The 26,875-nt window shown below is 49.2% G+C and carries 24 protein-coding genes; 13 read left to right on the top strand and 11 right to left on the bottom strand.

Annotated features, from left to right (window positions below):
- Window positions 1–317: 317 nt before the first annotated feature.
- Complete coding sequence (locus NDI45_RS17855) at window positions 318–923, top strand: hypothetical protein (protein WP_348248146.1); 606 nt, start codon at window positions 318–320, stop codon at window positions 921–923.
- 126 nt (window positions 924–1,049) lie between these two features.
- Here the strand turns inward: NDI45_RS17855 and NDI45_RS17860 are convergent, their stop codons facing one another.
- A complete protein-coding gene (locus NDI45_RS17860) occupies window positions 1,050–1,439 on the bottom strand; it encodes a CAP domain-containing protein (protein ID WP_348248147.1) in 390 nt (129 codons plus the stop codon).
- Window positions 1,440–1,789: 350 nt separating this feature from the next.
- Between NDI45_RS17860 and NDI45_RS17865 the strand changes: the two genes are divergently transcribed.
- A complete protein-coding gene (locus tag NDI45_RS17865; protein WP_190793074.1) occupies window positions 1,790–1,984 on the top strand; it encodes a DUF2795 domain-containing protein in 195 nt (64 codons plus the stop codon).
- A gap of 156 nt (window positions 1,985–2,140) precedes the next feature.
- Here NDI45_RS17865 and NDI45_RS17870 read toward each other — a convergent pair whose 3' ends face one another.
- The 5 genes from NDI45_RS17870 to NDI45_RS17890 all read right to left on the bottom strand — a co-directional run bounded on the left by NDI45_RS17870 (window position 2,141) and on the right by NDI45_RS17890 (window position 5,994).
- On the bottom strand, window positions 2,141–2,344 hold the full coding sequence (locus NDI45_RS17870) for a hypothetical protein (protein ID WP_190793075.1): 204 nt from the start codon (window positions 2,342–2,344) through the stop codon (window positions 2,141–2,143).
- 190 nt (window positions 2,345–2,534) lie between these two features.
- Entirely contained in the window at window positions 2,535–3,962 is a 1,428-nt protein-coding gene (locus NDI45_RS17875) for an ATP-binding protein (protein ID WP_348248148.1), read from the bottom strand.
- Between the two features lie 14 nt (window positions 3,963–3,976).
- A complete protein-coding gene (locus tag NDI45_RS17880; protein WP_190794956.1) occupies window positions 3,977–4,357 on the bottom strand; it encodes a response regulator in 381 nt (126 codons plus the stop codon).
- A 166-nt stretch (window positions 4,358–4,523) separates the two neighbouring features.
- Window positions 4,524–4,976 carry a DUF4383 domain-containing protein gene (locus NDI45_RS17885; RefSeq protein ID WP_348248197.1) on the bottom strand — a complete coding sequence of 151 codons (453 nt, stop codon included), beginning with the start codon at window positions 4,974–4,976 and terminating at the stop codon, window positions 4,524–4,526.
- Between the two features lie 469 nt (window positions 4,977–5,445).
- The gene (locus NDI45_RS17890) at window positions 5,446–5,994 is read right to left on the bottom strand and encodes a TetR/AcrR family transcriptional regulator (protein WP_348248149.1); all 549 of its coding nucleotides are present in this window, start codon (window positions 5,992–5,994) and stop codon (window positions 5,446–5,448) included.
- A 148-nt stretch (window positions 5,995–6,142) separates the two neighbouring features.
- On the opposite strand from NDI45_RS17890, the gene NDI45_RS17895 reads away from it, so the two are divergent.
- A complete protein-coding gene (locus NDI45_RS17895) occupies window positions 6,143–6,760 on the top strand; it encodes a glutathione S-transferase (protein WP_348248150.1) in 618 nt (205 codons plus the stop codon).
- 9 nt (window positions 6,761–6,769) lie between these two features.
- Window positions 6,770–7,411, top strand: a complete 642-nt coding sequence (locus NDI45_RS17900; protein ID WP_348248151.1) for a pyridoxamine 5'-phosphate oxidase family protein — start codon at window positions 6,770–6,772, stop codon at window positions 7,409–7,411.
- 111 nt (window positions 7,412–7,522) lie between these two features.
- Here the strand turns inward: NDI45_RS17900 and NDI45_RS17905 are convergent, their stop codons facing one another.
- On the bottom strand, window positions 7,523–7,762 hold the full coding sequence (locus tag NDI45_RS17905) for a TfoX/Sxy family DNA transformation protein (protein WP_190794952.1): 240 nt from the start codon (window positions 7,760–7,762) through the stop codon (window positions 7,523–7,525).
- Between the two features lie 60 nt (window positions 7,763–7,822).
- Between NDI45_RS17905 and NDI45_RS17910 the strand changes: the two genes are divergently transcribed.
- The 3 genes from NDI45_RS17910 to NDI45_RS17920 are packed head-to-tail and all read left to right on the top strand — an operon-like array spanning window position 7,823 to window position 9,709.
- Window positions 7,823–8,260 (top strand): nuclear transport factor 2 family protein, encoded by a 438-nt coding sequence (locus tag NDI45_RS17910; protein ID WP_348248152.1) that lies wholly within the window; start codon window positions 7,823–7,825, stop codon window positions 8,258–8,260.
- 12 nt (window positions 8,261–8,272) lie between these two features.
- Window positions 8,273–8,812, top strand: coding sequence for a GNAT family N-acetyltransferase (locus tag NDI45_RS17915; RefSeq protein WP_190790052.1), 540 nt, complete (start codon window positions 8,273–8,275; stop codon window positions 8,810–8,812).
- 3 nt (window positions 8,813–8,815) lie between these two features.
- A complete protein-coding gene (locus NDI45_RS17920) occupies window positions 8,816–9,709 on the top strand; it encodes an EamA family transporter (protein WP_190790053.1) in 894 nt (297 codons plus the stop codon).
- A gap of 68 nt (window positions 9,710–9,777) precedes the next feature.
- Here the strand turns inward: NDI45_RS17920 and NDI45_RS17925 are convergent, their stop codons facing one another.
- Window positions 9,778–11,097, bottom strand: coding sequence for a peptidoglycan-binding protein (locus tag NDI45_RS17925; RefSeq protein ID WP_348248153.1), 1,320 nt, complete (start codon window positions 11,095–11,097; stop codon window positions 9,778–9,780).
- A 458-nt stretch (window positions 11,098–11,555) separates the two neighbouring features.
- Window positions 11,556–11,726 (bottom strand): hypothetical protein, encoded by a 171-nt coding sequence (locus tag NDI45_RS17930; protein ID WP_348248154.1) that lies wholly within the window; start codon window positions 11,724–11,726, stop codon window positions 11,556–11,558.
- A gap of 419 nt (window positions 11,727–12,145) precedes the next feature.
- On the opposite strand from NDI45_RS17930, the gene NDI45_RS17935 reads away from it, so the two are divergent.
- Window positions 12,146–13,519 (top strand): leucine-rich repeat-containing protein kinase family protein, encoded by a 1,374-nt coding sequence (locus NDI45_RS17935; RefSeq protein WP_190790056.1) that lies wholly within the window; start codon window positions 12,146–12,148, stop codon window positions 13,517–13,519.
- 18 nt (window positions 13,520–13,537) lie between these two features.
- Here the strand turns inward: NDI45_RS17935 and rppB are convergent, their stop codons facing one another.
- Both rppB and rppA read right to left on the bottom strand, forming a co-directional pair.
- Window positions 13,538–14,980 carry a two-component system sensor histidine kinase RppB gene (gene rppB, locus NDI45_RS17940; RefSeq protein ID WP_348248155.1) on the bottom strand — a complete coding sequence of 481 codons (1,443 nt, stop codon included), beginning with the start codon at window positions 14,978–14,980 and terminating at the stop codon, window positions 13,538–13,540.
- Window positions 14,970–15,671, bottom strand: coding sequence for a two-component system response regulator RppA (gene rppA, locus NDI45_RS17945; RefSeq protein ID WP_348248156.1), 702 nt, complete (start codon window positions 15,669–15,671; stop codon window positions 14,970–14,972). The genes rppB and rppA overlap by 11 nt, the downstream gene beginning before the upstream one ends.
- A 260-nt stretch (window positions 15,672–15,931) precedes the next feature.
- Here rppA and NDI45_RS17950 point away from each other — a divergent pair, with 260 nt between their 5' ends.
- From NDI45_RS17950 to NDI45_RS17970, 5 genes are all read left to right on the top strand, one after another.
- Entirely contained in the window at window positions 15,932–16,147 is a 216-nt protein-coding gene (locus tag NDI45_RS17950) for a hypothetical protein (RefSeq protein ID WP_348248157.1), read from the top strand.
- 423 nt (window positions 16,148–16,570) lie between these two features.
- On the top strand, window positions 16,571–17,359 hold the full coding sequence (locus tag NDI45_RS17955) for an acyltransferase (RefSeq protein WP_348248158.1): 789 nt from the start codon (window positions 16,571–16,573) through the stop codon (window positions 17,357–17,359).
- A 436-nt stretch (window positions 17,360–17,795) separates the two neighbouring features.
- On the top strand, window positions 17,796–21,173 hold the full coding sequence (locus NDI45_RS17960; RefSeq protein WP_348248159.1) for a DEAD/DEAH box helicase: 3,378 nt from the start codon (window positions 17,796–17,798) through the stop codon (window positions 21,171–21,173).
- Between the two features lie 651 nt (window positions 21,174–21,824).
- A complete protein-coding gene (locus tag NDI45_RS17965; RefSeq protein ID WP_348248160.1) occupies window positions 21,825–23,717 on the top strand; it encodes a DUF4394 domain-containing protein in 1,893 nt (630 codons plus the stop codon).
- A gap of 201 nt (window positions 23,718–23,918) precedes the next feature.
- Window positions 23,919–26,846 carry a GAF domain-containing protein gene (locus NDI45_RS17970; RefSeq protein WP_348248161.1) on the top strand — a complete coding sequence of 976 codons (2,928 nt, stop codon included), beginning with the start codon at window positions 23,919–23,921 and terminating at the stop codon, window positions 26,844–26,846.
- Window positions 26,847–26,875: the final 29 nt, after the last annotated feature.

A 26,875-nucleotide genomic window follows, 5' to 3' on the forward strand; every position in this document is an offset into this window, starting at 1 on the left:
TATGGTACGGTGGACCCACCCTGACCCATCCCGAACTCAGGTGTGAAACGCTGAAACGGCGACGATAGTTGGAGGGTTGCTTCCTGCAACAATAGCTCGATGCCAGGGTAATTTTCTGAAATCTCCCCCTTGTGATTATGCTTGGGGGAGATTTTGTTTCGCTCGATTTGAGGAGAGTCTAAACTATAGGGCGTAAGTAAGTATGATCACTTTACTTTTTTAACCCATACCTAACGATCGACGAGAACAAGAAAACAGATAGGTTATGATTCCCTCAGAAGTGAGGACATTGAAAGATGCGCTATCCGAGAAATCTTATGCAAAGCAGTTGCGGTAAAAGAGTTAACTTCTTGATTGGTGGGCTGCTTGTTGCGCTACCTGTGATCCCGACTGTAGCAGCAGCACAAACGCCTGGGATTAATCCCTGTCCACGTATCTACTATGAAGAGCCATTTAACAGCACTCGCCGTGTGCCGCAGGGGTGCCCACCGAATGCTGCTACTCTTCAAGAGACTGGACAAAGTCCAGCTACCTCTGCTCCTGTACCTGGTCAAATTTTTCCGGGAACTGCGCCGGCCCAGGCTCCTCTGCCAGAAACTGTTCAGTCGCCAAGCGCGTTTGTTACGCCTATTAATGGAACAGTTAGCATTGAGTTAATTAATAATACGAATACTAATGTAACTTATGAGGTGCTGGGGGTAACTGACCAGCGATCGCTTGTGGGTGGTTCGCAAGTAACCCTTCAGGGGCTACAGGTTCCAGTTAATATGACCTTTGTGCGTCCTGATGGTGGATTTGTTACAGTGACACCCCGCCAGATTGCTCCAGGGGTTCTAGAAGTTACCCTTGTTGAAGCAGTTGATGTTGATGCTGGACAGGGTGCATTGAATATTCAGCGCGACGGAGGAGTATTTCTAAGTTAGATTTCTATATTTTGCGAGTGCTAGTGTTTTGAACAATTCTTTGATTTGTTATGGAGTGAGTGGGTGAACGATTTAATGTTTAGGCACCCCTCACGTTTTTTGTTTAAATTCGCGTTAATCAGGTTGTTATGGAATTGAGCGCAGAAAGATTTGCGTGACCCAATAGGAGTTATCAACACGCCAAACTCCGATGCCTGTTTCCCGATATTCCGATCGCAGTATGTTTGCTCGGTGTCCTGGGCTATTCATCCACCCTTCAATTGCCGCAGGAACGGGCTGAGCGATATTAACACTCCGAAATAAGTTTTCACCTACTATCCAGTAGAAGATGTTGGCGGAACGAACGCGATCGGAAACAGAGTCTCCATCGGGGCTTGTGTGGCTGAAGAACTTGCGCTCTGCCATCTTTTGGCTGTATTTTCTAGCGATAGAAGCAAGCCGATCGTTATGATTCAGCTCGGTTAAGCCTTGCTGTTGACGAATTGCATTAATCTCTTGCCAAATTTGCTTCTCCACTATGGCAATGGATGAAGATTGAGCCGGAGTTGGTGTAGGTTGCGAAGCAATCTCTTTTAGGATAGGAAGTTTCTGTGAAGCTTCCTCTAAGAAATTTTGAACGGACTGACAGCCTGAAAACACAAAAGGCAGCGTGAACAGAAGACTGCTTTTGATAAACCAATTAATTATTTTTTGAGGCAGACGGGAAGGAAAGGGCGATCGATTCATGGTTAGGAGGGGAAGAGAAATTAACAGCTTAGCAAGACAGGCTAATACTTGCTTGGTTAAAGGGATTCCGTCAATAGTAGGATGAAGCAACGGAAACCGATCGTTTAGAAAATAGAGGAAAGAATTATGAGGTTTTCGTCATGGCAAAAGCAAATCCGATTGAGATTCAGAAAGACCTAAAAGGGATCGACTATCCTGCGACTAAGGAGGATATTCTCAAACACGCGAAAAAGAACGGCGCAGATAAAAATGTGCAGCAGATTTTAGAACAAATTCCGGATCAGGAATATGCGAAGCCAACAGATGTGAACAAAGCGATTGGCGAGTTGGAATAAGCTGAGATTGCTATTTGCAAGTGTTTGTTTGTAATTATTCTGCTAGGGGTGTTGAGGTAATGCATTTTATGTGTCTCATATAGGAATGCCATTCCTACACCCCGTTTTCGATTCGCTAACGATCGCTATATTTGCCGTTGAATTATAGCTTGTTATTCAGCTTTGTCTTGCCAGAATTGCTCCAACAATCAGTGCGATTAGAATTGGAAGAAAGCTGGGAATCGCTACCAAGAGACCCCATTTCCCGAATCGAATTGGTTGATTGTCTGCCCTAAGCAGCGCAATGACAGCAGCAATGCCAAGGGCAACCCAAATTACACCAAACCAGATGAAGATCAGATAGGCTGAATCACCGCGCATCGTTTGATTTTCCCTGCCCTTGTTCGTTACGTTGATTAAACCGTTGTGAACTGTTGTGAAACATTTACTTGCACTCAAAGCTGACGATTGCGCATTGAAATTTACAACTCATTCACGTTAGCAATTTTCTGGCTTGTTGTGTTTCTATGGTGTTTCGCGCGATCTAACTTAGCGATTAAACTTAAGTGATTTAGCTTAATGGATGCAGCGGCAAGCAAATTATAAATTTTGCACCCTGTCTAGGAGAACTGCTTGCTGTAATATTGCCGCCGTGCGCCTGAATAATGCGTTGTGCGATTGCTAGCCCTAATCCCGTGCTGCTTCCCTTTCGCGATGGATCGCCCGTGTAGAATTGTTCAAAAATTCGTGGCAATGTGTTTTGATCAATGCCTGGTCCCTGGTCTTGAATGGTAATGATGGCTTGCTGACTATTCCGTATTCCAGCGATAAAGACTTGAGAATTTTCTTTTGAATGTTTGATTGCGTTGTCTAGAATGTTTAATAACGCTTGCAGAAGTCGCTCCGGATCGCCGGTTAGGGAAACTTTTGTAACTTTCAGGTGCAGCGACATTCCACGGCTTTGCATTCGCGTTTCTACCGCTCGAACTGCACGATCGATTAATTGCTGGAGATCGATTGTCTGTTGCTCTAAAAGGGTTGCCCCTGCTTCTAACCGCCCCAAGTCCAGTAGATCGTGAATCAATCGGGCTGATCGTTGCGTTTCATCACTAATCGTTTGAAAGAAGCGATCGCGCAGATGAGGTTCTTCTACGGCTCCATTTTGCAGTGCTTCAACGGTGACTTGAATATTGCTAATGGGGGTACGAAGTTCATGCGAGACATTTGCTAGAAAGGCACGACGCTCCTGATCGAGAGAGGCTAGCCGTTCACTCATTCGATTCAGTTCGATCGCTAACTCATTTAATTCATTGCTTTGATGGATACTCAACTCGTCGCCAAAATGACCACCCCCTAACCGAATTGCAAAGTCTCGCATGGTTTGAATTGGAATTGCAAAACTTCTGGCTAACCGATCGCTAATCACCGCGCAGAGAAACATCGTCAACAGCAGGGCACCGATCACAGTCCACCACAGCAAGGAGAGCTGCCGCTGAAATTGTTCTAGCGTCACTGACATTCTCAGCACTCCTAGAAGCTGCCCATTGCGCTGAATTGGTCGCGCCACGTATAGGCGATCGTCGTTTGATAATATGCCTTTCGCTGTTCCTTGAACGGTTTGATTTTGTAGAGCTTCCCGCACCCCTGGCACTTCTAGCCAATTTATAATACGACGGTCTTCGGTAGTAGAAGAGGCAAGAAGTTGACCCTGAGAATCAAAGACACGCACTATTACTGTTTCGGCTTGACCATGGAGTTGCATAAGCTGCTGAACGCGCTGAAGATTCTGCTGTTCCAGCTCGTCTGCCACACTTTCACCGATCGCTGTTGCCCAATTTCCTAAATCGGTCTGCCGCATCTCTATGAAATAGGTGGAGAGCGATTGCAGTAGGAAACCAGCCATTAATGAAGTTCCTAACCCAGTAAGCAGCCAATAGGTCACTAGCAGCTTTGTGTGTAGAGAATTCCATTTGATTGAGCGGAACAGTTTAAGCTGCATTGTTGCTAATCTACCTATCGTAGGTCCTCTCCTGCCGATTGCGGTCGCAAAACTGCTTTGATCCGCGCTAATAGTTCACCAGTATTAAAGGGTTTTGTAATGTAATCGTCTGCTCCAGCATTAAGTCCCCACGCTTTATCGATATCTTGATCTTTTGCAGTCAGCATGACGATCGGAACATTGGAAAAAGCCCGAATTCGCCAGCACACTTCCATGCCGCTCACCTCCGGCAGCATTAAGTCCAGCAAAATTACATCGGGAACCTGCTTATGAAATAGTTTTAATGCAGAAGCACCATCTGATGCGGTTGTGACTTCGTACCCCTCTTTCTGCAAGGCATAAGTCAAGCTATCGCGCAGCGGTGCTTCATCATCAACAAGTAGAACGTGAGGCATAACCAATTCAATTACTCTACTAGCAAGATTATAATTCTTGTGTCTATTTTCATCCTCCTGTTTGAGTGTACAGCTTACTACGCGGTTCTGAAACAACGTCTAATCAGGTCGTGAATCGATACACTGAAACACGAATTTAACGAATTTAACGATCGCCCATTCTTCCTCACATTGAAAGCCGCCCATCATCCCGCAACCCTGATGCGCTGCGAGTTCTAGTAAAGCCGAAATAAGCAGCAATGAGGGCAGTTACAGCGTGCAGCCAGATATCATGACCAAAGATGGGAATTAACCCAAACGTTGTATTCAGTACGGGGAGGAAGCCCATGATCGTGAGCAATCCATAGAAAATCGCCAATCCCCGGCAGTAAGTTCTTGCACTGCTATATCGGCGGTAGGAAAGTAGTCCCCAAAACCCAACTGCTAAATGCACAATGTTATGCAAAACGTTGATTGGAAAGAGACCCATCAGATAGCCATAGCCTGCATTAACAGCCAGTTGAGGAGCAGCACCGGGAGTTGCAACCATACCAGGAATGAAGCCGAGAATTCCAACCAGAACGTAAACGATGCCGCTAATAAAGCGAAATATCGTGCTCCCATAGACGCTCCTTTGAATTGGAAAAAGAGGTTTCGTAAGATGTGGGCTCTGTTCACTTTTCTACTCACCTTTTTGCTCACCATGATGAATAGTAAGTGTGAGGAGTGTGAATTGCTTTATCTTCGAAAGCCGATCGTCTTTTCACCTCAACCTTAAGTTATGGCTAGTACCATAATTCCTCTATCTATAGGAACAAATTCTTAACACTGCAAGGTTATTTATTCAACAACTGTTGAAAAAAATAGTTTATGCCAGCGCTCTAGGGATAGAGAATAGGAAAAAGCAGCCTAAGGTTGAACAACATCAGAACGAGATTTAGTTAATCAAAAACCGCTTCTATCTTAAGATAGAGAACGATTCCTACCAAAGGGGTAAATGATTTTGGTATGGTGTCGGTTGTATCTATTGCCTATTATGAAAACCTCTGTTCAAGCTGTTTTGCTATCGATCGGCGACTAAGATTCTAAGCAAAGCTTTAAACGGAAATTTATCCATTTCTACAAAGCTCCTTGGGCAATTGCTGCATCACTCGCTGAAACGGAGCTGAATTGTTTAATGCTTGAGATAAAATCAATGCTCCTTGAATAGCGATCACTGCATTCTCTCCTCGCTGGTGAGCCAGGCTTTTATTCATTCCCGCTGCGGTAAGGACATTGGCGATCGCATCGATCCAAATTTGATAGAGGGCTTGGACGCGATTGTGAAACACATCACGGGCAGAACCTAATAAGAGAATGGCTGAGAGGCAGGGCTGTTTTCCTCCGTCGTACACTTCACTCAGGCGATCGCACATCTGCTGTAGTTGAGCTAGCGGATCGCCTGGGGTTTTAAGCTTTTGCACAATGTTTTGATCCATCCAGCGTTCCAGGTAATCCAGCACCGCTTCAACCATTTCATCTTTGCCGCCAGGGAAGTGGTGGTAAAGGCTGGCTTTCCCCAATCCGGTTGCTGCAGAGATTTTGGCTAGCGTTGCGCCGTCGTAGCCGTGTTGCCGAAATAGACATAACAGGGATGGAATGTAGGTTTCTTTCGGCATTGGTTTTTTTGGACCTTGAAGGGTTGGCGTGAAAGGTTGGCGTTGGCTGATTGACATTATACCGAACGAACGGTACAGTGAGTTATACCGAACGAACGGTACAGTTCAACTGTATAGTTTTTGGAAAGAATCAATTAGGCAAACCATCATGATTCAGCTTTACGGTCACGAACTGTCTGGCAACAGCTACAAAGTTAAATTGATGCTGTCGCTGCTGGGTTTAGAGTCTGTTTGGATTAAAGTCGATTTGCTAAAAGGCACACACAAACAGCCCGAATTCCTGGCACTCAATCCGTTTGGACAGGTTCCAGTTCTGGTGGATAGAGAAGCGGTGCTGGCAGATGCTCAAGCAATTTTGGTGTATCTGGCTCGACAGTATGGCGGCGAATCCTGGTTGCCATTAGATCCAGAGGGGATGAGTCGCGTGATGCGCTGGCTTTCCACCACTGCCGGAGAAGTGCGTCAGGGTCCAGAATCGGCTCGTCTCTATCACTTGTTCAAAGCCACCAACATCAATCTGGAACGGGCAACTCAAAAATCAGAATTTATTCTGACGCAGCTAAACGATCGTTTAGCAGAACAAAACTGGCTGGAATTGGGACATCCTACGATCGCCGATGTCGCTGTGTTTCCCTATGTCGCGCTCGCACCAGACGGCAAGATTGATCTTACGCCTTACCCCAATGTGCTCGCCTGGATCGATCGTATTAAACATCTTCCCGGTTTTGTTGGCATGACTGGCATTTCGGAACCCGTTACCGCTTAGGAGAACATCATGTCCCGCAAGTTTGGTGAAATTGCCTTTACGCCCGAAGTGAAAGCGGCACAAGCAGAACGCGGCTCGCGTCAAACCTACGAAAAATACATTGCGAATGGTCCTGCAAACGATGCGATCGCTCCAAAAGTTGCAGATTTCATTGCTCAGCTCGATGGCTTTTATTTCGGAACGGTCGGCTCGAATGGCTATCCTTATATCCAGTTTCGCGGCGGTTCACCGGGATTTCTGAAAGTGCTGAATGAGAAAACGCTGGGCTTTGCTGACTTTTCGGGCAATGTGCAGTACATCACGATCGGGAATTTATCGGGGAACGACAAAGCGTTTTTGTTTTTGATGGATTACCGTCATCGTAAACGCATCAAAATTTGGGGCAGAGCCGAATTTATCGAAGGAGAATCAGAATGGACTGAACGACTGCGCGTTCCCGGTTATTCTGCGGTAATTGAGCGATCGATTCTCTTTCATGTAGAAGCCATCAGCGAAAACTGTCCGCAGCACATTCCCATCCGTTATTCAGAAACTGAAGTCGAAGCAATGATAGCTCCTTTGCGCGATCGAATTGCTGAGTTGGAACATGAGCTAGAACGTAAGTTAGAACATGAGCTAGAACGTAAGTTAGAACATGAGCTAGAACATTAGCTTGGAGCAACCGCCTGGAGTAACCGTTTAGACAAACGGCTCCATAAACGGTTATTTGAACAGTGGCAGTGATCCTGCATCGCTCCCGAATGCTACTTTATGTTTAGCGAGTTATGTCTCGTGAAGCTGCTGTCGTAGTTCCTGCTTGCGTTTCTCTGGAATGTCTCGCCAATCGATATTCAGAATTACCCCTTTTAATGCCCAAAGCAGGTTGAGCGAAACAAGCGGATGATTTTCACGAATCAACTGAAATGCAGTTATTGCGCCACACTTCTGTAAATCATCTAATGTATCAATGTCAATTTCGTAAAGCCATTGACGCGAAACCTTACCAATATTTCTGATCTTCACTACGTCAGCGTTCTCCTTCGTTGTATTCTATTCATTTCAACTGCTGGGAAAAATTTAACTATGTCTGATTCAACTCATCGTCCTCCCCTGCCTCCATTCACGCTGGAAACTGCAAAGGCAAAAGTGCAAGCCGCTGAAGATGCCTGGAACACGCGCAATCCTGAACGAGTTGCTTTGGCATACACCGAAGATTCTGAATGGCGAAATCGAGCGGAGTTTATTCATGGCCGAGCGGCGATCGTGGAGTTTCTCAAGCGCAAATGGGCAAAAGAACTCGACTATCGGTTAAAAAAAGAACTTTGGTGTTTTATGGACAATCGAATTGCGGTGCGATTTGAATATGAATGGCACGATGACTCTGGCTTCTGGTATCGCTCCTATGGCAACGAGAATTGGGAATTTGCCGAAAATGGATTGATGATGCGGAGATATGCCAGCATTAACGATGTGCCGATTCAGGAATCCGATCGCAAGTTTCGCTGGGAGCGTTCAAGCTAAAGAGGAAAATCATTGCAAACTTCCCTCCTTTTCACGTACCTGGCTGATTATCCCCACTTCATTGGGACGATCGCCGCATGGCTGCATCAGGAATGGCACTCGTTTTACCCCTCAGAAACCGAGGCGCAACTTACCGCAGAGCTAGAGACGCACCTGAATCGCGATCGATTACCTTTAACGATCGTTGCTCTAGAAGAATCGCCGCAGCCTAAACTCATTGGCACAGTGACGCTGATGCACGGCAAAACAGAAGCTCCACCGAAGTATGCAGGGTGGTCGCCCTGGCTTGCTTCGCTCTATGTGATTCCTGAAAAACGGGGGGAGGGGATCGGTCGTCTGCTGGTGCAGCGTGCGCTGGAGGAAGCCGATCGGCTCAAATTGCCCTTAGTTTATCTATGGACAGAGCAGACCGAGTTAATGAACTGGTATCGACGGCAGGGCTGGCAGACGATCGCCCAAACAAAATTTCAGCAGCAGCCCGTTCAAATCATGCGATACGATCGAAAGGTTTTTCAGGACATTGGCTTGCCTGGAATCGCACACAGGAAATAGCGCATGGCTTTTGCTAAACGGCATCTCGCATTTTTTGCCCTCGTTGCGCTGGCGATCGTCTGGGGCTATAACTGGGTCGTGATGAAAATTGCGCTTCAGGATGCGTCGCCGTTTGACTTTGCCGCGCTGCGAGCGTTTTTTGGGGCGATGAGTTTGTTTTTGGTGCTGCGGGTGCAGGGAAAATCGCTCAAGCCGGAGGTGCTGCCAGAGACGATCGTGTTTGGGCTACTGCAAACCACCGGAGTGATCGGACTCATTCACTGGGCGTTGGTTGGTGGCGGGGCGGGCAAGATTGCGGTGCTCAACTACACGATGCCGTTTTGGGCGTTGCTGTTTGCCTGGATTTTTCTTAAAGAGCGGCTGCACGGTAAACAGTGGCTCAGTGTTGGCTTTGCGCTGGCGGGACTGCTGCTGGTGCTGCTGCCCTTGAGTTTCACCAGCGATTTATTCAGTAAAGGCTTGGGCATTTTGTCGGGAATTTGCTGGGCAACGAGCGCAATTTTTCTGAAGCGGTTGACCCAGCGGCGATCGATCGACCTGGTTTCATTTACCGCATGGCAAATGCTGATCGGCAGTCTGCCCCTGATCCTGATTGCGCTCACGGTGTCCGATCGCCCGGTGCAGTGGACAGGCTCTTTTATGGCTGCCTTGCTTTACAACATTATTCCGGGAAGTGCGGTGGCGTGGCTCCTATGGTTTTACGCGCTGCGGCAACTGCCCACGGGGGCTGCCAGCTTAGGAACACTTGCAGTTCCGGTCGTGGGAGTCTTTGCAGCTCGGACTCAGCTTGGCGAAATCCCCTCAATGAGCGAGTCGATCGGCATTGTGCTGATTTTGCTGGCACTGCTCCTGAATGCAGTTCCGGGGCGATCGTTCAAAGCTGCCTCAAAGGCTTAGCCTGAATTGGTTAACGCTTAGAGTAATGCTTGGAGCAATGCTTAGCGCAATGATTGCGATCGTCTGTTCTAAAACAAAGGCATTCCTCCCGTTCCCAGGAAATCGCTTTCGCTCAATCCATAGCTGCGCTGGGCGTCGGCGATCGCACCTTCGGTTGTGGGAGTCATTACTCCGCTTAGATCTCCGGGATTGTAGCCGTTTGACTGAAGCCGTCTTTGCAGTTCGACGGTGCTATAGCGTCCTTCTTGCAGGTTTTGCTGATAGACCAAACGCGCTTTTTCGGCTTCCAGACGGGCTTGCTCTGCCTCCCGGCGGGCTTGTTCTGCGGCAATTTGCGCCTGCTGCATCTGCTGGATATATTGCACTTGAGCCGGACTGTTGGGCTGAGTTGCGGTTGAGGGATTGGTTCCCGTTGCGCTGCTTAAAGTGGCATTCACCTGGGGTCCGGCAATGCCATCCGCGACCAAACCCCGCGATCGTTGAAATGCAGTGATGGCGGCTTCGGTCTGGGCATCAAAAACGCCCGAAATCGTTCCCACGTAAAAGCCAAGCGACTGAAGCTGAGTTTGAAGGGTACTTACCGCCGCCCCGTTAGAGCCCACCCGTAGCAAGCTTCCTCCAGGAGCGACAGAAGAACCGATCGCCGCTCGTGCAGGGGAAGTTGGCGCAGCCGGAGTAGATCCAGCTGAGAACGAGCCTTGCCCCCCAGCGCGACGCAGTGCCGCCGTCGTTTCTGCACCCACCACGCCATCGGCAGTTAAACCATTTGCCTGCTGAAAGCTAATTACGGCAAATTGAGTTGCCCCATCAAACACGCCAGAAGCAGAGCCGCTGTAGTAGCCCAGGGCTGTCAGCCGACGCTGCAATTCTGCGACCTGATCGCCAGAATCGTTGAGCTGGAGAAAATCACGGGGTGCGCTGCTAGTCGCTTCCGATGCCGAACTGCCTTGCCCTAATGCTGCCTGCGTTGCGGCTCCTGCAATGCCATCGGGGGTCAAACCATTTGCCTGCTGAAACTGGCTCACGGCTGCCTGGGTCGCAGTCCCAAAAAATCCAGTAATTTCATCGCTAAAAAATCCGAGCCGCGTCAACTGTCGCTGAAGGTCGGCAACTGCATCGCCACTATCGTTGAGCTGCAATACCCCATCTCCTGCTGGAACTGCCTGTGCCAAGTGAAACGGGGCAACTTGCCCCCTGGCTGTGGGATCAGCAGCCAGACCTCGCTCTGCAAAACTTCCTGTTCCCAAGCCGAGTGTCAGTGCCAGCAGCAAAAACACGCGCCGCGCTGTCGATCGATCACTTTTCTGCGGCTTGGACGATCGTTGAAACAGGCATAGTCTGAGCATCGCGGAACGAGGAGACGAACGAGCAGGCAGGGAATGGGTCATGAAAAGCCTCCTTGAGATCAGGCAAGAAATGCAGTAACCGAGTCGTGAAAAGCAGTGCAGGAGCAGAATCTAGTGAAAGTGCGCGAAATAAAGCGAAAGAGATTACAGACTTAACCGATCGACTAAAGACGGGATGCAGGGGTGCAACCCCCGACCAGAGGCACAGCCCCCACCTTGGATAAAAGAACCCGACGAGTGACAGCTATAATACTAGCGGTAGAGTGGAAAATCGGTAAATTTCCCGCTTCTTCTTTACTAATAGCGTAAGGTAACCAATAAGCCGCCTCAAGCAAATTATTCTATGCGATTTCTTCTAAATTGGTTTAAAAGCAGAAAGCCAACCTCCGAAGAAGCTGGCTTATTTGCAAAGAAGTATGATCTAAGATGACAGGAAGAAAATAACTCAGATACCGAACCGGAGACAGTCTGCTCTGGAAGTCTTTTGAACAGAATTCTGCTTAACAGTAGTGATCAATCACGAGAGCAGTGACGATCGCACAACCCGTAAGCACTAGAGCGATGAGGGGATTTTGACCCTGGCTTACGGCAAAAGTGGCAGGAATGCCTGCGCCAATTCCGGCAGTTACTGCGGCAGCGACCCAGTCTTTTTCTGTATTGTTATCGTACATATTTCGAAAGGTTGGTTATCTGTGGCTGTTGTTGTTCACGCTACCACTTTCTACCTATGCCTTTTGGAGAAGACTTTTGGATTGTAACCAAGCGATAAGTTCAGATACCTTTCTTCATTAAATAAGCTTAATAATACTTAAAGTGTTGTATCTGAGCAGGGGGTGAACGTTGCACATCGCCTCGATCGCTCCGACGATTTCTCTTTCTGATTCCCACCTTTCTGATTCCCAGCTTTGGCAGACTTTATGCTCCTTATCATGCCCTTCATCATGCCCCTCATCTCCCCACCCTTTATCCCCGGTCTTCTCCTTGAGGGTTGGGAGGCATCGATCTCGACTTCTCAAATCCTCCCTGGTAAGGCTATAACCGGGTAAGGCGATAACAGGCTGGGACATTAACGCTATTAAGCCCTTCAGGAATGAAAACGCTCGACTTACTGCAAACTGGACAACTTGCTGGAACCCGAAGACTTAATCTTGCTGCCGAACTAACGGAATTTCCAATGGAGATTCTTGAGCTAGCAGATTCTTTAGAGATTTTGGATTTGTCAAATAATCATCTGAAGCGATTGCCTGACGAATTTAGGCAGTTGAAGAAACTGAAAATTGTTTTCCTTAGCAACAACGATTTTGAAGAAGTGCCGGAAGTGCTTTCTCAGTGTCCCCAGCTTTCAATGGTGGGCTTTAAGTCGAACCGGATTACCGCACTCCCTGAAAATGCCTTGCCGCCGCTGGTGCGCTGGCTGATCCTGACGGATAATCGGCTTCAGCAGCTTCCCGCTTCGATCGGTCAATTGTCCAGGCTCCAGAAGCTCATGCTTGCCGGAAACGAGCTGCGATCGCTCCCCGATGAACTGGCAAACTGTCAAAATCTAGAGCTAATTCGTTTGGCAGCAAACCAGCTCACTGCACTGCCCGTCTGGCTATCGACGTTGCCCCGGCTATCCTGGCTAGCTTATGCCGGAAATCCGTTTTGTGATTCAAGTCGATTGTCTTCGCTGCCTGACACTGGTTTACCCGATTTCGATTCGTCTAATCCTGATTTGCTTCATATCAAATGGACAGATTTAATGCTGGGGGAACCGCTGGGACAGGGAGCTTCAGGCATTATCTATCAGGGAACCTGGAATTCTGGTGTTCATCAGAGCGTAGAAGTGGCGATCAAGCTGTTTAAGGGAGAAATTACGAGCGATGGGTTTCCCCTAGACGAAATGCGTGCCTGTATTGCGGCAGGAACCCACCCCAATCTGGTGCGAGTTTTAGGAAAGGTGATTCACCATCCGACCCACAGCGCAGGGCTGGTGTTCTCATTTATCCCGCCGCGCTACAAAAACCTGGGTGGACCGCCCAGCCTGGAAACCTGTACAAGAGACACTTATCCGCCTGACACGGCGTTTACTTTGCCTGTGATTCTTCGGATTGCTCAGGGCATTGCCGCAGCCACAGCACACCTCCATGCCAGGGGTATAATGCATGGCGACCTTTATGCTCACAATATTCTGGTGGACGAAACCGGGGAAAGTCTGTTGGGAGATTTTGGCGCAGCCTGCTTTTATGATCCAGCTGATCGCTTCCTCAGTCGATCGCTGCCCTCCCTGGAAGTTAGAGCATTTGGCTGCTTGCTCGAAGATTTGCTGGATCGATGTCGCCCTGCCCCCGATCATCCCGACCAGATTAAGGCGATCGAGCACCTGCGTCGTCTTCAGCAGGACTGTATGAACCCGGTTCCCGCTCTGCGTCCGCTGTTGCCCCAAATCTGCGCTGCTTTAGCGGCTTTCAACAATGGTTCATGAGCTACTGAATACTCATGCCTACTTTATATCAGGCTTCATATCAGACTTAATACCAGACTTAATATCGGAAAACGGTAGAGAAATGGTAAAGACACTGCCCTGATTCAGCTTGCTCTCTACCCGAATGGTTCCTTTATGTGCTTGCACGATCGATCGCGTGATTGCTAGTCCCAGCCCGGTTCCTCCTTTGTGCCGCGATCGTTCTTGATCCGCTCGATAGAATCGATCGAAAATATAGGGCTGTGCAGCAGCAGGAATTCCAATTCCGGTATCTTTCACCCGAATGACTGCCTGAGATTGTTCAGTCGTGAGTTGAATTGTAATCTGACCTTTTGCAGGCGTGTAGTGAATTGCATTACTGAGCAAGTTTGCAACAGCACGATACAGTTGCTCTGCATTTGCCAAAACATGAATTGTCGAAGAATCAATTTCTGTTACCAATGTAATCTCTGCTGCGATCGCCAATGCTTCAAACTCATCGACCAAATCCGTAATCATTTCATTCAAAGAGCAAAGCTCAAAGGCAGTTAAATAGCCTTGTTGCTCCATTTGAGTGAGCATCAGCAAATCCTGCACTAATTTAGTCAGGCGATAACTCTGACGACTCAAAATTTGCAAAGCTTCCTTCGAATCTTCCAGGGTTAACTGGTCAGAACGTAATGCGGTTTGGACGATCGCCTGTAAGGCAGCCAGGGGTGTCCGTAGCTCGTGGGCGGCATCAGCTGTAAATTGCTCCATCTGCTGATAAGAGTGCTGTACAGGACGCATGGCTAATCCTGCCAGCCACCAGCTCGCAAAGCCAATCAGTCCAATGGCTAATAAAGTGATCACGACCAAAGCAATTTCAATCCGCATGAGGTAGCGATCTAAGCTGCTTAGCGAGCCAGCCATTTGCATCGAACCCCACTGAACCCCGTAGCGAGTCTGCAAGGGAAAGAAAGAGTCATGATAATATCTTCCCTGACTATCTCGTTGCGTTTTCCAAAAATTTGGTTCTTGACAAACTGAATTGTCGATCGGCACGGAGAGATAGCCAACCACTTGCCTGGAATTAGTCCAGAAGCGAATGCAATACGGCTCTTCGGTTAGCCTGGATAACATATCTGCTTTACTCAATGCGGCTTCTGATTCGAGCAACTGCGATTGATTCAAGAGAGCAATATCAGACAGACAGTTAACCGATGTGCTGCACAAACCGGGCAACTGTTGGTAGGTGGCTGGCTCAAATGCTCCAGCTTGTTTGAGAGTTGGCTCCATCAGATTTTCGACGTCTCTGGCGAAGTCTGCCATGTTTCCCACCAGATTTAGCCATCGAGCACGAACGACCAGGCGATGAACGACCAGCCCGGAAAAAACAACAATGAGCGTCATGATCACGGTGTGCCACGCTGCCAACCGCCGTCTCGACAAGTAGAATGATTTGTTTTGTAATAATTGATTCTGCGATGGTTTATTTTGCATAATCCGGGTGCAGCCGATAGCCCATACTGGGTAAGGTTTCAATAAAGTCAACACACCCTTTTTCTGTCAGCTTCCGTCGCAGCAGGCGAATTTGAGCCGCAACAACATTGCTGCCGACCTCAGCATCCATTTCCCAGATTCGGGACAGAAGCTGGTCTTTGGTTACGATCTGATGGGGATGGTTCATAAAGTATTCTAAAAGCTGGAATTCTTTGTTTGTGAGCAGGATTGGCTCCAGTCTGCCATCGGGCTGCTGATAGTAAACGGTGCGATCGGTGTAGTTGAGCAAAATCTGCCCAATTTGAAGCTGCTGCACTGGGATGGCAGGCGATCGTCGCTGGAGTGCCCGCATCCGAGCAAGCAGTTCTTCCATCTCAAAGGGCTTGACCAGATAATCATCGGCTCCCGCATCCAGTCCCATAATCTTGTCCTGCAACCGATCTTTGGCAGTCAGCAGCAAAACGGGCAAAGGATTGTGCCGCTGGCGGAGTCGCTGGCATAGCTCAATTCCGGTGATGCCGGGCAGCATCCAGTCAACCAATGCGATCGTGTACTGGGTTCCTTGATTTTGGAGATATTCCCAGGCTTCGTTGCCATCCTGTGCCCAATCGACAATGTATTTTTCTTGCTTGAGCGCCCATCGGATCGCAGTTCCTAAATCCGGCTCATCTTCTACCAGTAAAACTCTCATTGTCCTGTTTAGCGTCGGCTATTTTGACCTTAGCACAGCCGTTCACCCTACTTGTACAGTACTTGTACAGTCGCTTATACAGCCTTTTTCACTTTCGTAGAAACCAGGAATGGAAAAGCTCTTGAGCCTGACCAGGACTTTGATTCTGGGTTCTGGCAGAAACCACATTGCTCGATTTCATACCAATTTTATCGCCGCCTGTCATTGTAAATTTACAAGCTGTTTCATCCCTGATTCAAATCCTATCGGGTTCAAATTTTATGTCGTACCATCTGCTGTCACTAGAACATTACCAACCTTCACTGCGGCGGCTGTTGTATCGCCTAATGGAACTCTTGATGCTGGGGGCGATCGTGACAGGCTACTGGATGTATGACTGCTATGAATCTGGTCAGGCAGCTTTAAAGCAAGCCCTGATCGATCTCGCTCATGCAAACTTCACCGGGTCAAACCTGAAGTCGGGACAACCTTACTAGCCTGTACTGCGGCGGGCATTGCATAGTCTGGTCGGGCTACTGGTGCTGGGGACGATCGTGACAGGCTACTGGATTACGGCCTTAGCTAAATTCCACATGGAGTAGTTTTTGCTGCTGTACCTGATGTTCTCCTCGATCGTGTCTATTTTATTGGTTAATGCCTTTCACTTCAGCAAGGAAACAGGAATGAATACACAGATATGCTGTCATTGGTTATTAGTTGCTGATTATTGATTTTTGATTAACGGTTATTGATTAACAATCATTCATGATGGGTGATTAGCCAATTGATAATGCGTGATCGATCGTTGACGAATAACGAATGACGGATAAATTTAGCTCTGGTTCAATCTGGCTCTCATTAATTTCCGGTTGATTTTATTTATCTATTTACCAACACATTGAGAAATCTGGAGAAAAACGATGGCTTTCCCTCATTCTGCTGCGTCGGCAACGTGGTTACGGTTAAAGGAACTGCTGCTTACAACGGCTCTGGGCTGGATTCCGCGTAAGCCAGGGATCGTGTTCCGGGGTTTTGCCTATCGGCAGTTGTTTAACCAATTGGGTCGGTCGGTGATGATTGACTACGGCGTGGAGTTGCGCCAGCCCAATCAGATCAAAATTGGCGAGGGTGTATATCTGACTCATCACGTTTGCCTTGATGCAAGCGGTAAAAATAATTCGATCGTGCTTGAAGCAGATTGCCATCTTGATAGCGGGGTTCGCTTGAGCACCATGTCAAACAATAGCCAGATTGTGCTGCATCAAAATGTCGGTCTCGATCGCGGCGTTGATATTCGTTCCCTGGAAAATGGATTGGTGGAAATTGGCAAAGGAACTTACATTGGTCCCTATGTGTGCATGGCAGGTCCGGGACACATCAAGATCGGCAAGCAATGTATGATCGCCTCCCACACAGGCATTTATGCCAACAATCACAACTTTGATGATTTGACTTGCCCAATCGTACTTCAGGGCGTGACCACTGAAGGCATTGTGATCGAAGACGACTGCTGGTTAGGGACAGGCGTAAAAGTGATGGATGGCGTGACGATCGGACGGGGCAGTGTGATCGGGGCAGGGGCAGTGGTGACAAAGGATATTCCGCCTTATTCAGTGGCAGTGGGCGTTCCGGCAAAAGTGATTTCACGCCGGGATAAGGATTTGCAAACTCAGCTTAAAGCAAGCCGCAGTGAATTTGTCATGAATTAGTCTTTATGCTGGGGTCGAAGGGGCTTCCTCTTTCCTTTTCAGAGGAGCGATGTAAAATGAAGCAATCCTGGCAGGCAAGACTGCATGATCAAGACTGCATGATTGAGTGAAGCGGCTGCGATCGAGTGTTCTGAGTGTTCTCTCAAAGAGTACTCTAGCAATGAGCAGGGTTTCGCTGAATGGCAGAAGCTTCTGCACGATCGAAGCTGCCTGGTTCAATGTGCTTGATTTCAAGGGACTTGATTTCAGGATGCTTGATTTCAAGAGGCTTGATTCCATCTGCCCAATTAAATTTGCTGCCCTGGCGCATGCTGCCAAAATTCTACAAGCTTGTAGAACGACTCAAAGTTAAGGAAGGGATCAGCAAATTTGTTGAACTGCTCTACTGCTCTGCGGTGAAGCAGCCCTCGCCCCTTCGCCTTAAACCTTTGCTGGCATGGCAATTCTACACGGCAACTGGATTACTCACCGTTCCTTTCCCAGCGATGCAGCCCCGCAACCCGATGCAGCAGATCAATATTTCTTGCTTTGGGGAGAAACCTGGCGGCGCGTTGAGCCGATGCAAAGTCATTCCTCGGTCAGTGAAGGTCACTCAGGGGCGATCGACTCAGGCGTAACTGATTTTGGCCTCAACCCGTTTTGTATGACCGAGGCAGAGCTGCGCGACTGGCTGCGATCGCTGCACCAAGCCCGTACCCTGAATTGGACGATTGCCGAATTTGCGCTGGAAGTGCTGATCCCAACCGGAAGCCGTTCCCGTAAACGAGCTGCTACGGTTGTAGAACCTGTGTCCTCCCCCCGCTGGCAGTCGGTTTCGATCGCCCTACCCACCTACCTTTTTCCTTCAGAAGACCCTGAACACAATTCGCCTGCGGTACTGCCCCAGCATTCAGTAGCAGATGTCTTGCCCGAAGAATCTCAATCCTCAGAAAATTTGCCTGAACTTCAGCTTCAAACCTGGCAGGTGCAGGGTATTCGCTTAACGATTGATGAAGCCCTCGCTTTTTTGCAGTCCCTTCCACTCAGTTCCGTGAATGACGATCTCACGTCCTGGATGGGAGCCGATTTGCGCTTCTGGTCGCACATCCGCCGCTGGCATTTAGACCTGATGGCACGCGCCAAGTTTTTGCCTTTGCTTCAGCCGCAGGACGATGGGGCGATCATTCACTGGCAGGTGTTGATCGATAGCGCAGTTGATCAGGCGCGCCTGGAGCAGTTTGCCCGTCAGATGCCGCCCCTCTGTCGCACTTATTTCTGCCGGACTGATGAATTGGAATTGTCCTGTGAAGAGCTAGAAAATTCGGTTTCTCCGATCGATGCCCACACGCTGCTGCTGAACTTTCTCAATCAGGCGACTCATACGCGGTTGCGGTCGGTTGCTGCCGTCACGCCGCTGCCCACCACCACCCTGATTAAAGATCTGCCGCTGAAGGAATGGCTTCAGGCATCGGGCACACAGCCAATTTTGACCGCCGATCCGGTGAGGCTCGATCGCCTGCAAAACACGCTGAAACAGTGGCTTGCTCCGGTTCAGCCCTATCTCTCCCAGCAAATTGCCGCCTTTCGCACCTGTTTCTATCTGCATCCGCCGAGGGAAGGTCAGCAGGACTGGACGCTGGAATATTTCTTGCAGGCAACGAATGACCCAGAATTTCTCGTTAGTGCCCGCACCGTCTGGCAGAACCCGGTGGCGCGGCTGGAATATCTGGGACGGACGATTGACGCCCCCCAGGAAACGTTGCTGGCAGGCTTAGGCTTAGCATCGCGCCTGTATCCGTTGCTGGAACCGAGCCTTCAGCAGCAACAGCCCCAGTCCTGTCTCTTGAATCCGCTCCAGGTGTATGAATTTATCAAGTCCACTGCCTGGCGATTGCAGGATAGCGGTTTCGGTGTAGTGCTGCCGCCCAGTCTCTCCCAGCAGGAAGGATGGGCCAATCGACTCGGACTGCGAATTCAGGCAGAAACGCCCAAACTTAAACCCAGTCAGCGTCTCGGGCTGCAAAGCCTGCTGAACTTTAAGTGGGAACTGACGATCGGCGGACAGCGACTTTCCAAAGCCGAATTCGATCGCCTCGTCACCCTCAACACGCCCCTGGTGGAAATTAACGGCGAATGGGTCGAGCTGCGATCGCAGGATATCCGCGCCGCCCAAACCTTCTTTGAGAGCCGCAAAGACCAAATGGCTCTGTCGCTAGAAGACGCACTGCGGATCAGCACAGGGGATACCCAGGTGATCGAAAAACTGCCCGTCCTCGGCTTTGAAGCATCTGGTGCCCTGCAAGAGCTGGTGAATACGCTGACCAAAGGCAACCAGAGCGTCGAACCCATCCCGGTTCCCGAAGCCTTTCAGGGAGAGCTGCGTCCCTATCAGGTGCGGGGAGCCTCGTGGCTGGCATTTCTGGAGCGGTGGGGCTTGGGAGCTTGCCTTGCTGACGATATGGGTTTAGGAAAAACCCCCCAGTGTATTGCGTTTCTGCTGTACCTTCTAGAACAAGACGCGCTGACCGACCCGGTGCTAATTGTCTGTCCCACTTCGGTGCTGGGCAACTGGGAACGAGAGGTAAAGCGATTTGCGCCCGATTTGAAAACTCTTGTGCATCACGGTGACAAACGCTCGCAGGGCAAAGCTTTTGCCAAAGCCGTCAAAGGCAACCATCTCGTCATCACCAGCTATCCGCTCGTTTATCGCGACTTAAAAGATCTGCAAACCGTTTCCTGGCAAGGCATCGTGCTGGACGAAGCGCAAAACATCAAAAACGCGGACGCCAAACAATCGCAGGCAGTGCGGCAGCTCCAGGTGCAGTTTCGCGTTGCCCTCACCGGAACTCCCGTCGAAAACCGACTGGCAGAACTCTGGTCAATCATGGATTTCCTCAATCCGGGCTACCTCGGGCCCAAAAACTTCTTCCAGCGACGGTTTGCCATCCCGATCGAACGATACGGTGATACTGCTTCGCTTAAAACCCTGCGATCGCTCGTTCAGCCCTTTATGCTGCGCCGTTTGAAGACCGATCGCTCCATTATTCAGGACCTGCCCGAAAAGCAGGAAATGACCGTCTTTTGTGGGCTGACTTCTGAGCAAGCCGACCTGTATCAGCGATTTGTCGAGCAGTCGTTGACCGACATCGAATCCGCCGAGGGCATCCAGCGAAAAGGTAAAATCCTCGCGTTGATTACCCGCCTGAAGCAAATCTGTAACCATCCGGCTCTGCTCGGAGACGAGACTGCGATGTCTAAAGCGGCTCACCTCGATGCCCACTCCGGCAAAGTGCAGCGGCTCGAAGCCATGCTCGAAGAAGTGTTGGCAGAAGGCGATCGATCCCTGATCTTCACCCAATTCGCTGAATGGGGCAAACTCCTGCAAGCCTATCTGAAAGACCGCTTCAGCCGCGATGTGTTCTTCCTCTACGGCAGCACCGCCAAGAAACAGCGCGAAGAAATGATCGATCGCTTCCAGAACGATCCGCAGGCTCCGCGCATTTTTATTCTGTCCCTTAAAGCAGGCGGCGTTGGACTCAACCTTACCCGCGCCAATCATGTCTTTCACTTCGATCGCTGGTGGAATCCCGCAGTCGAAAACCAGGCAACCGATCGTGTCTTCCGCATCGGGCAAAAGCGCAACGTTCAGGTGCATAAATTTGTCTGTAACGGTACGCTGGAAGAGCGCATTCATGAGCTAATTGAAAGCAAAAAAGCCCTTTCGGAACAGGTTGTGGGAACTGGGGAAAACTGGCTGACAGAGCTAGATACCGATGCGCTGAGGAATTTGCTGTTGCTCGATCGATCTGCCGTCATTGAGGACGAGGATTCCTAACTGTTCTCCTTCAGGTAAAAGCAAAGTGAGCACTGCTGAATCCAAGGATGAATGGTGGAGTCCCAAACCGCCCCTCACCCCCATCCGATAGGGAACTGCCAGTCCCTTCAATAAGTCCCTCGCCCCCAACAGGAGACTAGCGGCAGCGAGATTGAGGGGGAGGGTTGTAAAAGTGGGATGCTGCCTATGCGGTAGCACATCGTTGTGCGGGTTCTCACTAAAAACCCCAGCTCGATCGCACGTTTTATTGCCTTTTTTATTGCCTTTTTACAGAGCCGCTTTCCCTCCGAAATAATCGGTGAATTGAGGCAATTGGGTCGTGTGCAGGGATTAGCACGATCGATGAATTCTAAGGATTACAAATGAGGAATAGCGATAGTGAAAAAAACAGGCTTGTAAATGCTTTCCTTCAGCACAAACAATGGCAAAAAAAGTTTGAGTTTGAAAATTTTGATGCGTTTATGGGCATGATTAGCTCTAGCAAAGAAATTGCCTGAATCCAGAAATTATTTGATTCCAATCGTTGCTTTCTGACAAGCAGCTAGGGAATTTCTATGTCTTTTTCAGGCGGCTCTGTGTTGCTCAGGCATTAGTTCAGGAAGTTGTTTCCTGGCAGCTTCAATTTATGGATGCGAAGGAAGGTTAAGACCTATGGCGCAAGATTCAGGCTACAAATTTTCAGAGGCAATTAAGGTTAAGCTCGATCAAGGAAAGCTTAATCTTAATGGAGCAATCAGCTCCTCTGGCGAATTTGATATCTATCAATTTAAGCTCAAGCAACGCAGCAAATTTGATTGTGCTCTCAACCTTGACGATGACGATGTTGAGCTAGCTTTATTCGATCGTCGAGGCAATCAAATTTCGGTTTCAGACAATGATGACGGCGACGATGACGACGACAATAACTCAAAGTTTCGTACCCGTTCCAGAGTTCAAAACAGCCCGCTGTCGATTAAAAAAACGCTGAGGGCAGGACTCTACTTTCTGGGGATTCGATCGCTTGAACAAGACACTGAAACCGAAGCAACAGAAATTGAGTATTCCTGTGATTCTTCTGCAATCGAGCTACCCGGACGCACCCGCAAAGAAGCACTAAAGATCAATTCCAAAAAGCTGAAGCTTAAGGGATCTTACCGCTATTCGGGGACGCTCAGCAGCGACAGCCCAGTTGGGTTTTATCAATTTAATCTGACCCAACAAAGCAGTTTTAGCAGCTTCGTGAAAAGCCTCGGCGATGATGTGGAAATTGAGCTGTATGACAGCAATCAGCAGCAAATCACAATTTCTAACAACAGCCTTCAACTTCTGGATACGGGCAAATATTTTGTCAAGCTGAGCCTGAAGGTAAAAAGCGAAAGCGTTGATTATAAGCTGAAGCTGAAGTTTGATGCAGTGCCGATCGACTTTAGCGGCAACAATGTCAGTGCGGCTCGTGTTGTTTCCGCCAGTCCCAGTGTCAGTGTCTTCAAAGATTATGTTGGTGTGCTAGATTCAGACGACTATTACAAAGTGAATATCGCATCGCCGAGCAGCCTCAATCTAGTGCTAGATGGTTTAGCAGCTGATGCCAATTTGGAAGTGCTGGATCAGAGCGGGACGGTGGTTGGCAGTTCAAATGTCCCAGGAACCGCAAAAGATCTGGTCAACCTGAGCCTAAAGGGTGGCACTTATTATGTGCGTGTCACTGCGGGCGCAAACGCTTCAACCAGCTACAATCTCAGCTTTACCTCTGCTCCACTAAAGCTATTTGGCTTGACCAGTGAGGGCACGAATGTGGTTGCGTTTAACCCCGATCGCCCCACCGACACGGTTCAACTGGGCATTACAGGCTTGGCTGCTGGAGAAACGCTAAAGGTAGTCGATTTCCAGTCCTCAACGGGTGACTTGTTTGGTTTGAGCAGTGCTAACAAGCTCTACAAAATCGATGTAGCAACAGGGGCGGCGATCGCAATGACGCTGTCCACGTCCGGCACAACTTCTACCACGCCCTCTACTGGGACATCTACCAATCCACTTGCCCTGACAGGCACAGCCATCGGGTTGGACTGCGACCCCACCAGCGGCAACATTCGGGTGGTCACCGATGCCGATGAACATCGTGTCCTGACGCCAGTATCCGGCTCAACCAATACCTTTACCGTTGTTATGGATACAGCCCTTGCCTATGCAACAGGGGATGCCAATGCTGCCCAAAATCCTAACGTAACGGCTTTGGCCTATAGCAACAATTTCAGAGGTTCGACCTCTACAGCCCTGTATGGTATCGACACTACTCTGGATGCCCTCGTGCGTCTGGCTGAAGTGACTGCTGCCGTTGTGCCTGCTCCTGGTAATCTTACAACCGTGGGTGCGCTTGGTGTTGATTTCAGCCCCAGTGCTGGTTTTGATATCTTCACCGACAGTAACCTGAGCAACACGGCTTATGGAATGTCGGGTTCTGACCTGTATAGCATCAATCTGACTAGCGGTGCAGCAGCGAAGCTAGGAACAGTGGTGGTCAACGGGATACCCACTCAGCTCGTTGGCATTTCGAGTCGCGTTTAGGTCTGAGAAAATCTCCGAACTCAAACTCGCCCGAACTTGAAACGATCGGCGAAAGCGATTCAACAGAAGTTCAATGCAGCCCTGCTAGGAAGGTTTCGCTTTCATTGGCAGGGCACTCTTTCTTGGAGCAGGGCAACTCTTTCTTGGAATAGTTGGGAATCCTAGCCTTAAGAAACCACGCACAATTTTAGTGCCAACTCTATGCTGTCGTTCCCGAATTCTGATCATTCTTTTACTCAAGAAACTTTACTGCTCCGTATTACCAATCGCATCCGGCAATCCCTGGAGCTTCAAGAGATTTTAACTACGACCGTTGCTGAAGTCCGAGCCTATCTGGGAACCGATCGCGTAAAAGTCTATCAATTTCAACCGGATGGGCACGGAATTGTGATCGCCGAGTCGCTGAGTAGTGATCGCTTACCTTCGCTGCTGGGGCTGCATTTTCCGGCGGATGATATTCCTCCTTATGCTCGCGAACTGTTTGTGCGGGCACGCCAGCGTAGTGTTGTGGATTTGAGTACCCATGCGATCGGCATCAGTCCGCTGAATTGCCCGGAAACCGGGGATCTGATCGATCAAACAGATATTCGCTATCGTCCGGTTGATCCGTGCCATCAAGAGTACCTGATGGCAATGGGTGTCCAATCTTCAGTCGTGGTTCCGATCGTTTTAGAAGGCGAAGCGGCAGGTCCGTACCACCCCCCCTCGCTCCAGCCGCCGAATCAGCTCTGGGGGCTACTGGTTTCTCATCATGCTGAACCGCGATCGGTAAGCGAGACAGAGTTGCAGTTCATTCAGGCGGTGGTGGATCAGGTGGAGGTGGTCATTGCCCAGTCGATTCTGCTCGACCACGTTCGTGCCCAGGCGCACCAGGAATCCAATATTAATCAGGTCACTGCGCTGCTGCAAACCTCGCCAATGGTGAACTGGCAAGATGTCCTTCAAGCCGCAGCAAGTTCGCTGGAGGCAGACGGCAGGCTTTATCTCGTTGCCAGTGAACAATTACCCACAGAGTCCCCCAGAGAAATTTATACGATCGGTGAGCAGCCTGCCCTGCTTGATTCCATTCAGCAGCGATCGATCGAGGAAAATTTACTCTGGCAGAAATATATGTGTTCAGGAATGGATACATCTGTAGATGCGACGGGCCATCAGCCCTGGTCAGTGGAATGGATGCGTACCGTTTACGCACTGGGAAAACCCGCTCAGTCGATCGCGACTACGGCTTCCTGCTGGGCAATTCACGACATTTATCAAGAACCTTTATTTCGTACGCTTGCCCCCTTCTTTAGCAACACGACGATTCGCAGTGCCCTGATCATTCCGCTCAGGCAAGGCAGCCAAATCCTGGGCTGTCTCACTTTCTTTCGCCGGAGCATTGATACCGAGACACTATGGGCGGGGTATCACAATCCTGATACTCGTCAGTTAATGGCGCGGCAATCGTTTGAAGTGTGGAGGCAATTGAAGAAAGACCAGGCACAGGAGTGGACAACAGCAGAGATTAAATATGCTCAGGTTTTGGGAGAACGGTTTGCAGCCACGATCAAGCAATATCGTCTGTATCAGCAGGTGCAAGGTTTGAATGCCAGCTTAGAGCGGCAGGTCGAGGAACGCACTCAAGAAGTGAAACACCGATCGGAGCAGTTAGAACGATCAAATACCGAGCTAGAGCGGCTGGTCGAACGGCAGACCATGTTTGTTCAAATTGTGGCAAAAATCCGCGACTCACTGGATATTGAAACGATTTTTAGAACCACAACCGAAGCAGTGCAACATCTGCTAAACACCGATCGCGTGGTGATCTATCGGTTCGAGGCGGATTGGAGCGGGGAGTTTGTGGCGGAATCGGTTGCAAAGGGTTGGGATGCTCTGCTAGAAAAGCAGCTCGACAACTCAGCATCACGCGACAATATCAGCGATTGCACTGTGAAAAAATTGGGTTGTCGCTCGGTAGATACCTATCTGCAAGATACGCAGGGCGGGCACTATGGGCAGGGGTCAACTCAACGAGTGGTCAAAGATGTTTATGAAGCAGGTTTTTCACCCTGCTACCTGGAGGTGCTGGAGTTTTATCAGGCAAGAGCCTATGTAATTGTGCCGATCGTCCAGAGTGAGAAACTGTGGGGATTACTCGCCGCTTACCAAAACTCAGGTCCGCGCAATTGGGAAGATCTGGATATTGCGCTAATGCAGCAAATTGGTTTGCAGCTCGGAGTCGCGCTTCAGCAGGCAGAATATTTATCCGAAATTCGGAATCAATCAAAACAGCTTGCAAATACGTTAGAAGAACTTAAACAAACTCAAACTCAATTAATTCAAAGCGAGAAGATGTCGAGCCTGGGACAACTCGTGGCGGGCATTGCTCATGAAGTCAATAATCCGATCAATTTCATTTACGGCAATTTAGCACCGCTTCAGGAATATACTCAAACCCTACTCGAACTCCTCCAGTCTTATCAACACCACTATCCTGATCCGATGCCCGCTCTGCGCGAACAGCTTCAGGAAAGCGACCTCAGCTACATTCAAGCGGATGTTCCCAAGCTTTGTGCATCGATGCGAATTGGGGTAGATCGAATTCGCAGCATCGTTTTGTCCTTGCGAAATTTCTCGCGTTTAGACGAATCTGAAGTCAAATTGGTTGATTTGCAGGAGGGATTGGAAAGTACACTGCTGATTTTGCAGCACCGCTTGAAGCCAGCAACTTCGGGAACTGCGATTCGCCTTGAGAAACACTATGGTAAACTCCCCCCTATAGAATGCTACGCCGGACAGCTTAATCAGGTGTTTATGAATTTGATCAGTAATGCGATCGACGAATTACAAGCTGCTGCGATCGAAAGGGATGCATCATCTGTAATTACGATCTCAACCAGCTGTATTGATCAGGATTGGGTTGCAGTGTCGATCAAAGATAACGGACGAGGAATTCCAGAGCGGGCTGAAGCCAAATTATTTGATCCCTTTTTCACCACTAAACCCGTTGGGCAAGGCACGGGATTGGGGCTATCCATTAGCTACCAGATTGTGAAGAAGCACCAGGGACATTTACTTTGCCAGTCTCAGCCGGGCAAGGGAACAGAATTTGTCGTAAAGCTTCCTGTCAGGCAAGCAGCAGCACCCTGACCTGAACCGCCCGCTTACCTGTGGAAGTG

The organism is Leptolyngbya sp. GB1-A1 (assembly GCF_039962475.1).
Classification (GTDB): domain Bacteria; phylum Cyanobacteriota; class Cyanobacteriia; order Elainellales; family Elainellaceae; genus Leptolyngbya_A.

What these genes read in the sequence shown, in the direction of transcription:
- NDI45_RS17920 (WP_190790053.1), top strand. Translation starts at nt 8,816, where the DNA reads ATGGCTTTTGCTAAACGGCATCTCGCATTTTTTGCCCTCGTTGCGCTG.
- rppA (WP_348248156.1), bottom strand. Translation starts at nt 15,671, where the DNA reads ATGAGAGTTTTACTGGTAGAAGATGAGCCGGATTTAGGAACTGCGATC.
- NDI45_RS17875 (WP_348248148.1), bottom strand. Translation starts at nt 3,962, where the DNA reads ATGCAGCTTAAACTGTTCCGCTCAATCAAATGGAATTCTCTACACACA.
- NDI45_RS17960 (WP_348248159.1), top strand. Translation starts at nt 17,796, where the DNA reads ATGGCAATTCTACACGGCAACTGGATTACTCACCGTTCCTTTCCCAGC.
- NDI45_RS17895 (WP_348248150.1), top strand. Translation starts at nt 6,143, where the DNA reads ATGATTCAGCTTTACGGTCACGAACTGTCTGGCAACAGCTACAAAGTT.
- NDI45_RS17890 (WP_348248149.1), bottom strand. Translation starts at nt 5,994, where the DNA reads ATGCCGAAAGAAACCTACATTCCATCCCTGTTATGTCTATTTCGGCAA.
- NDI45_RS17970 (WP_348248161.1), top strand. Translation starts at nt 23,919, where the DNA reads ATGCTGTCGTTCCCGAATTCTGATCATTCTTTTACTCAAGAAACTTTA.
- NDI45_RS17870 (WP_190793075.1), bottom strand. Translation starts at nt 2,344, where the DNA reads ATGCGCGGTGATTCAGCCTATCTGATCTTCATCTGGTTTGGTGTAATT.
- NDI45_RS17855 (WP_348248146.1), top strand. Translation starts at nt 318, where the DNA reads ATGCAAAGCAGTTGCGGTAAAAGAGTTAACTTCTTGATTGGTGGGCTG.
- NDI45_RS17880 (WP_190794956.1), bottom strand. Translation starts at nt 4,357, where the DNA reads ATGCCTCACGTTCTACTTGTTGATGATGAAGCACCGCTGCGCGATAGC.
- NDI45_RS17935 (WP_190790056.1), top strand. Translation starts at nt 12,146, where the DNA reads ATGAAAACGCTCGACTTACTGCAAACTGGACAACTTGCTGGAACCCGA.
- NDI45_RS17900 (WP_348248151.1), top strand. Translation starts at nt 6,770, where the DNA reads ATGTCCCGCAAGTTTGGTGAAATTGCCTTTACGCCCGAAGTGAAAGCG.
- NDI45_RS17950 (WP_348248157.1), top strand. Translation starts at nt 15,932, where the DNA reads ATGTCGTACCATCTGCTGTCACTAGAACATTACCAACCTTCACTGCGG.
- NDI45_RS17910 (WP_348248152.1), top strand. Translation starts at nt 7,823, where the DNA reads ATGTCTGATTCAACTCATCGTCCTCCCCTGCCTCCATTCACGCTGGAA.
- rppB (WP_348248155.1), bottom strand. Translation starts at nt 14,980, where the DNA reads ATGCAAAATAAACCATCGCAGAATCAATTATTACAAAACAAATCATTC.
- NDI45_RS17925 (WP_348248153.1), bottom strand. Translation starts at nt 11,097, where the DNA reads ATGACCCATTCCCTGCCTGCTCGTTCGTCTCCTCGTTCCGCGATGCTC.
- NDI45_RS17965 (WP_348248160.1), top strand. Translation starts at nt 21,825, where the DNA reads ATGGCGCAAGATTCAGGCTACAAATTTTCAGAGGCAATTAAGGTTAAG.
- NDI45_RS17955 (WP_348248158.1), top strand. Translation starts at nt 16,571, where the DNA reads ATGGCTTTCCCTCATTCTGCTGCGTCGGCAACGTGGTTACGGTTAAAG.
- NDI45_RS17930 (WP_348248154.1), bottom strand. Translation starts at nt 11,726, where the DNA reads ATGTACGATAACAATACAGAAAAAGACTGGGTCGCTGCCGCAGTAACT.
- NDI45_RS17865 (WP_190793074.1), top strand. Translation starts at nt 1,790, where the DNA reads ATGGCAAAAGCAAATCCGATTGAGATTCAGAAAGACCTAAAAGGGATC.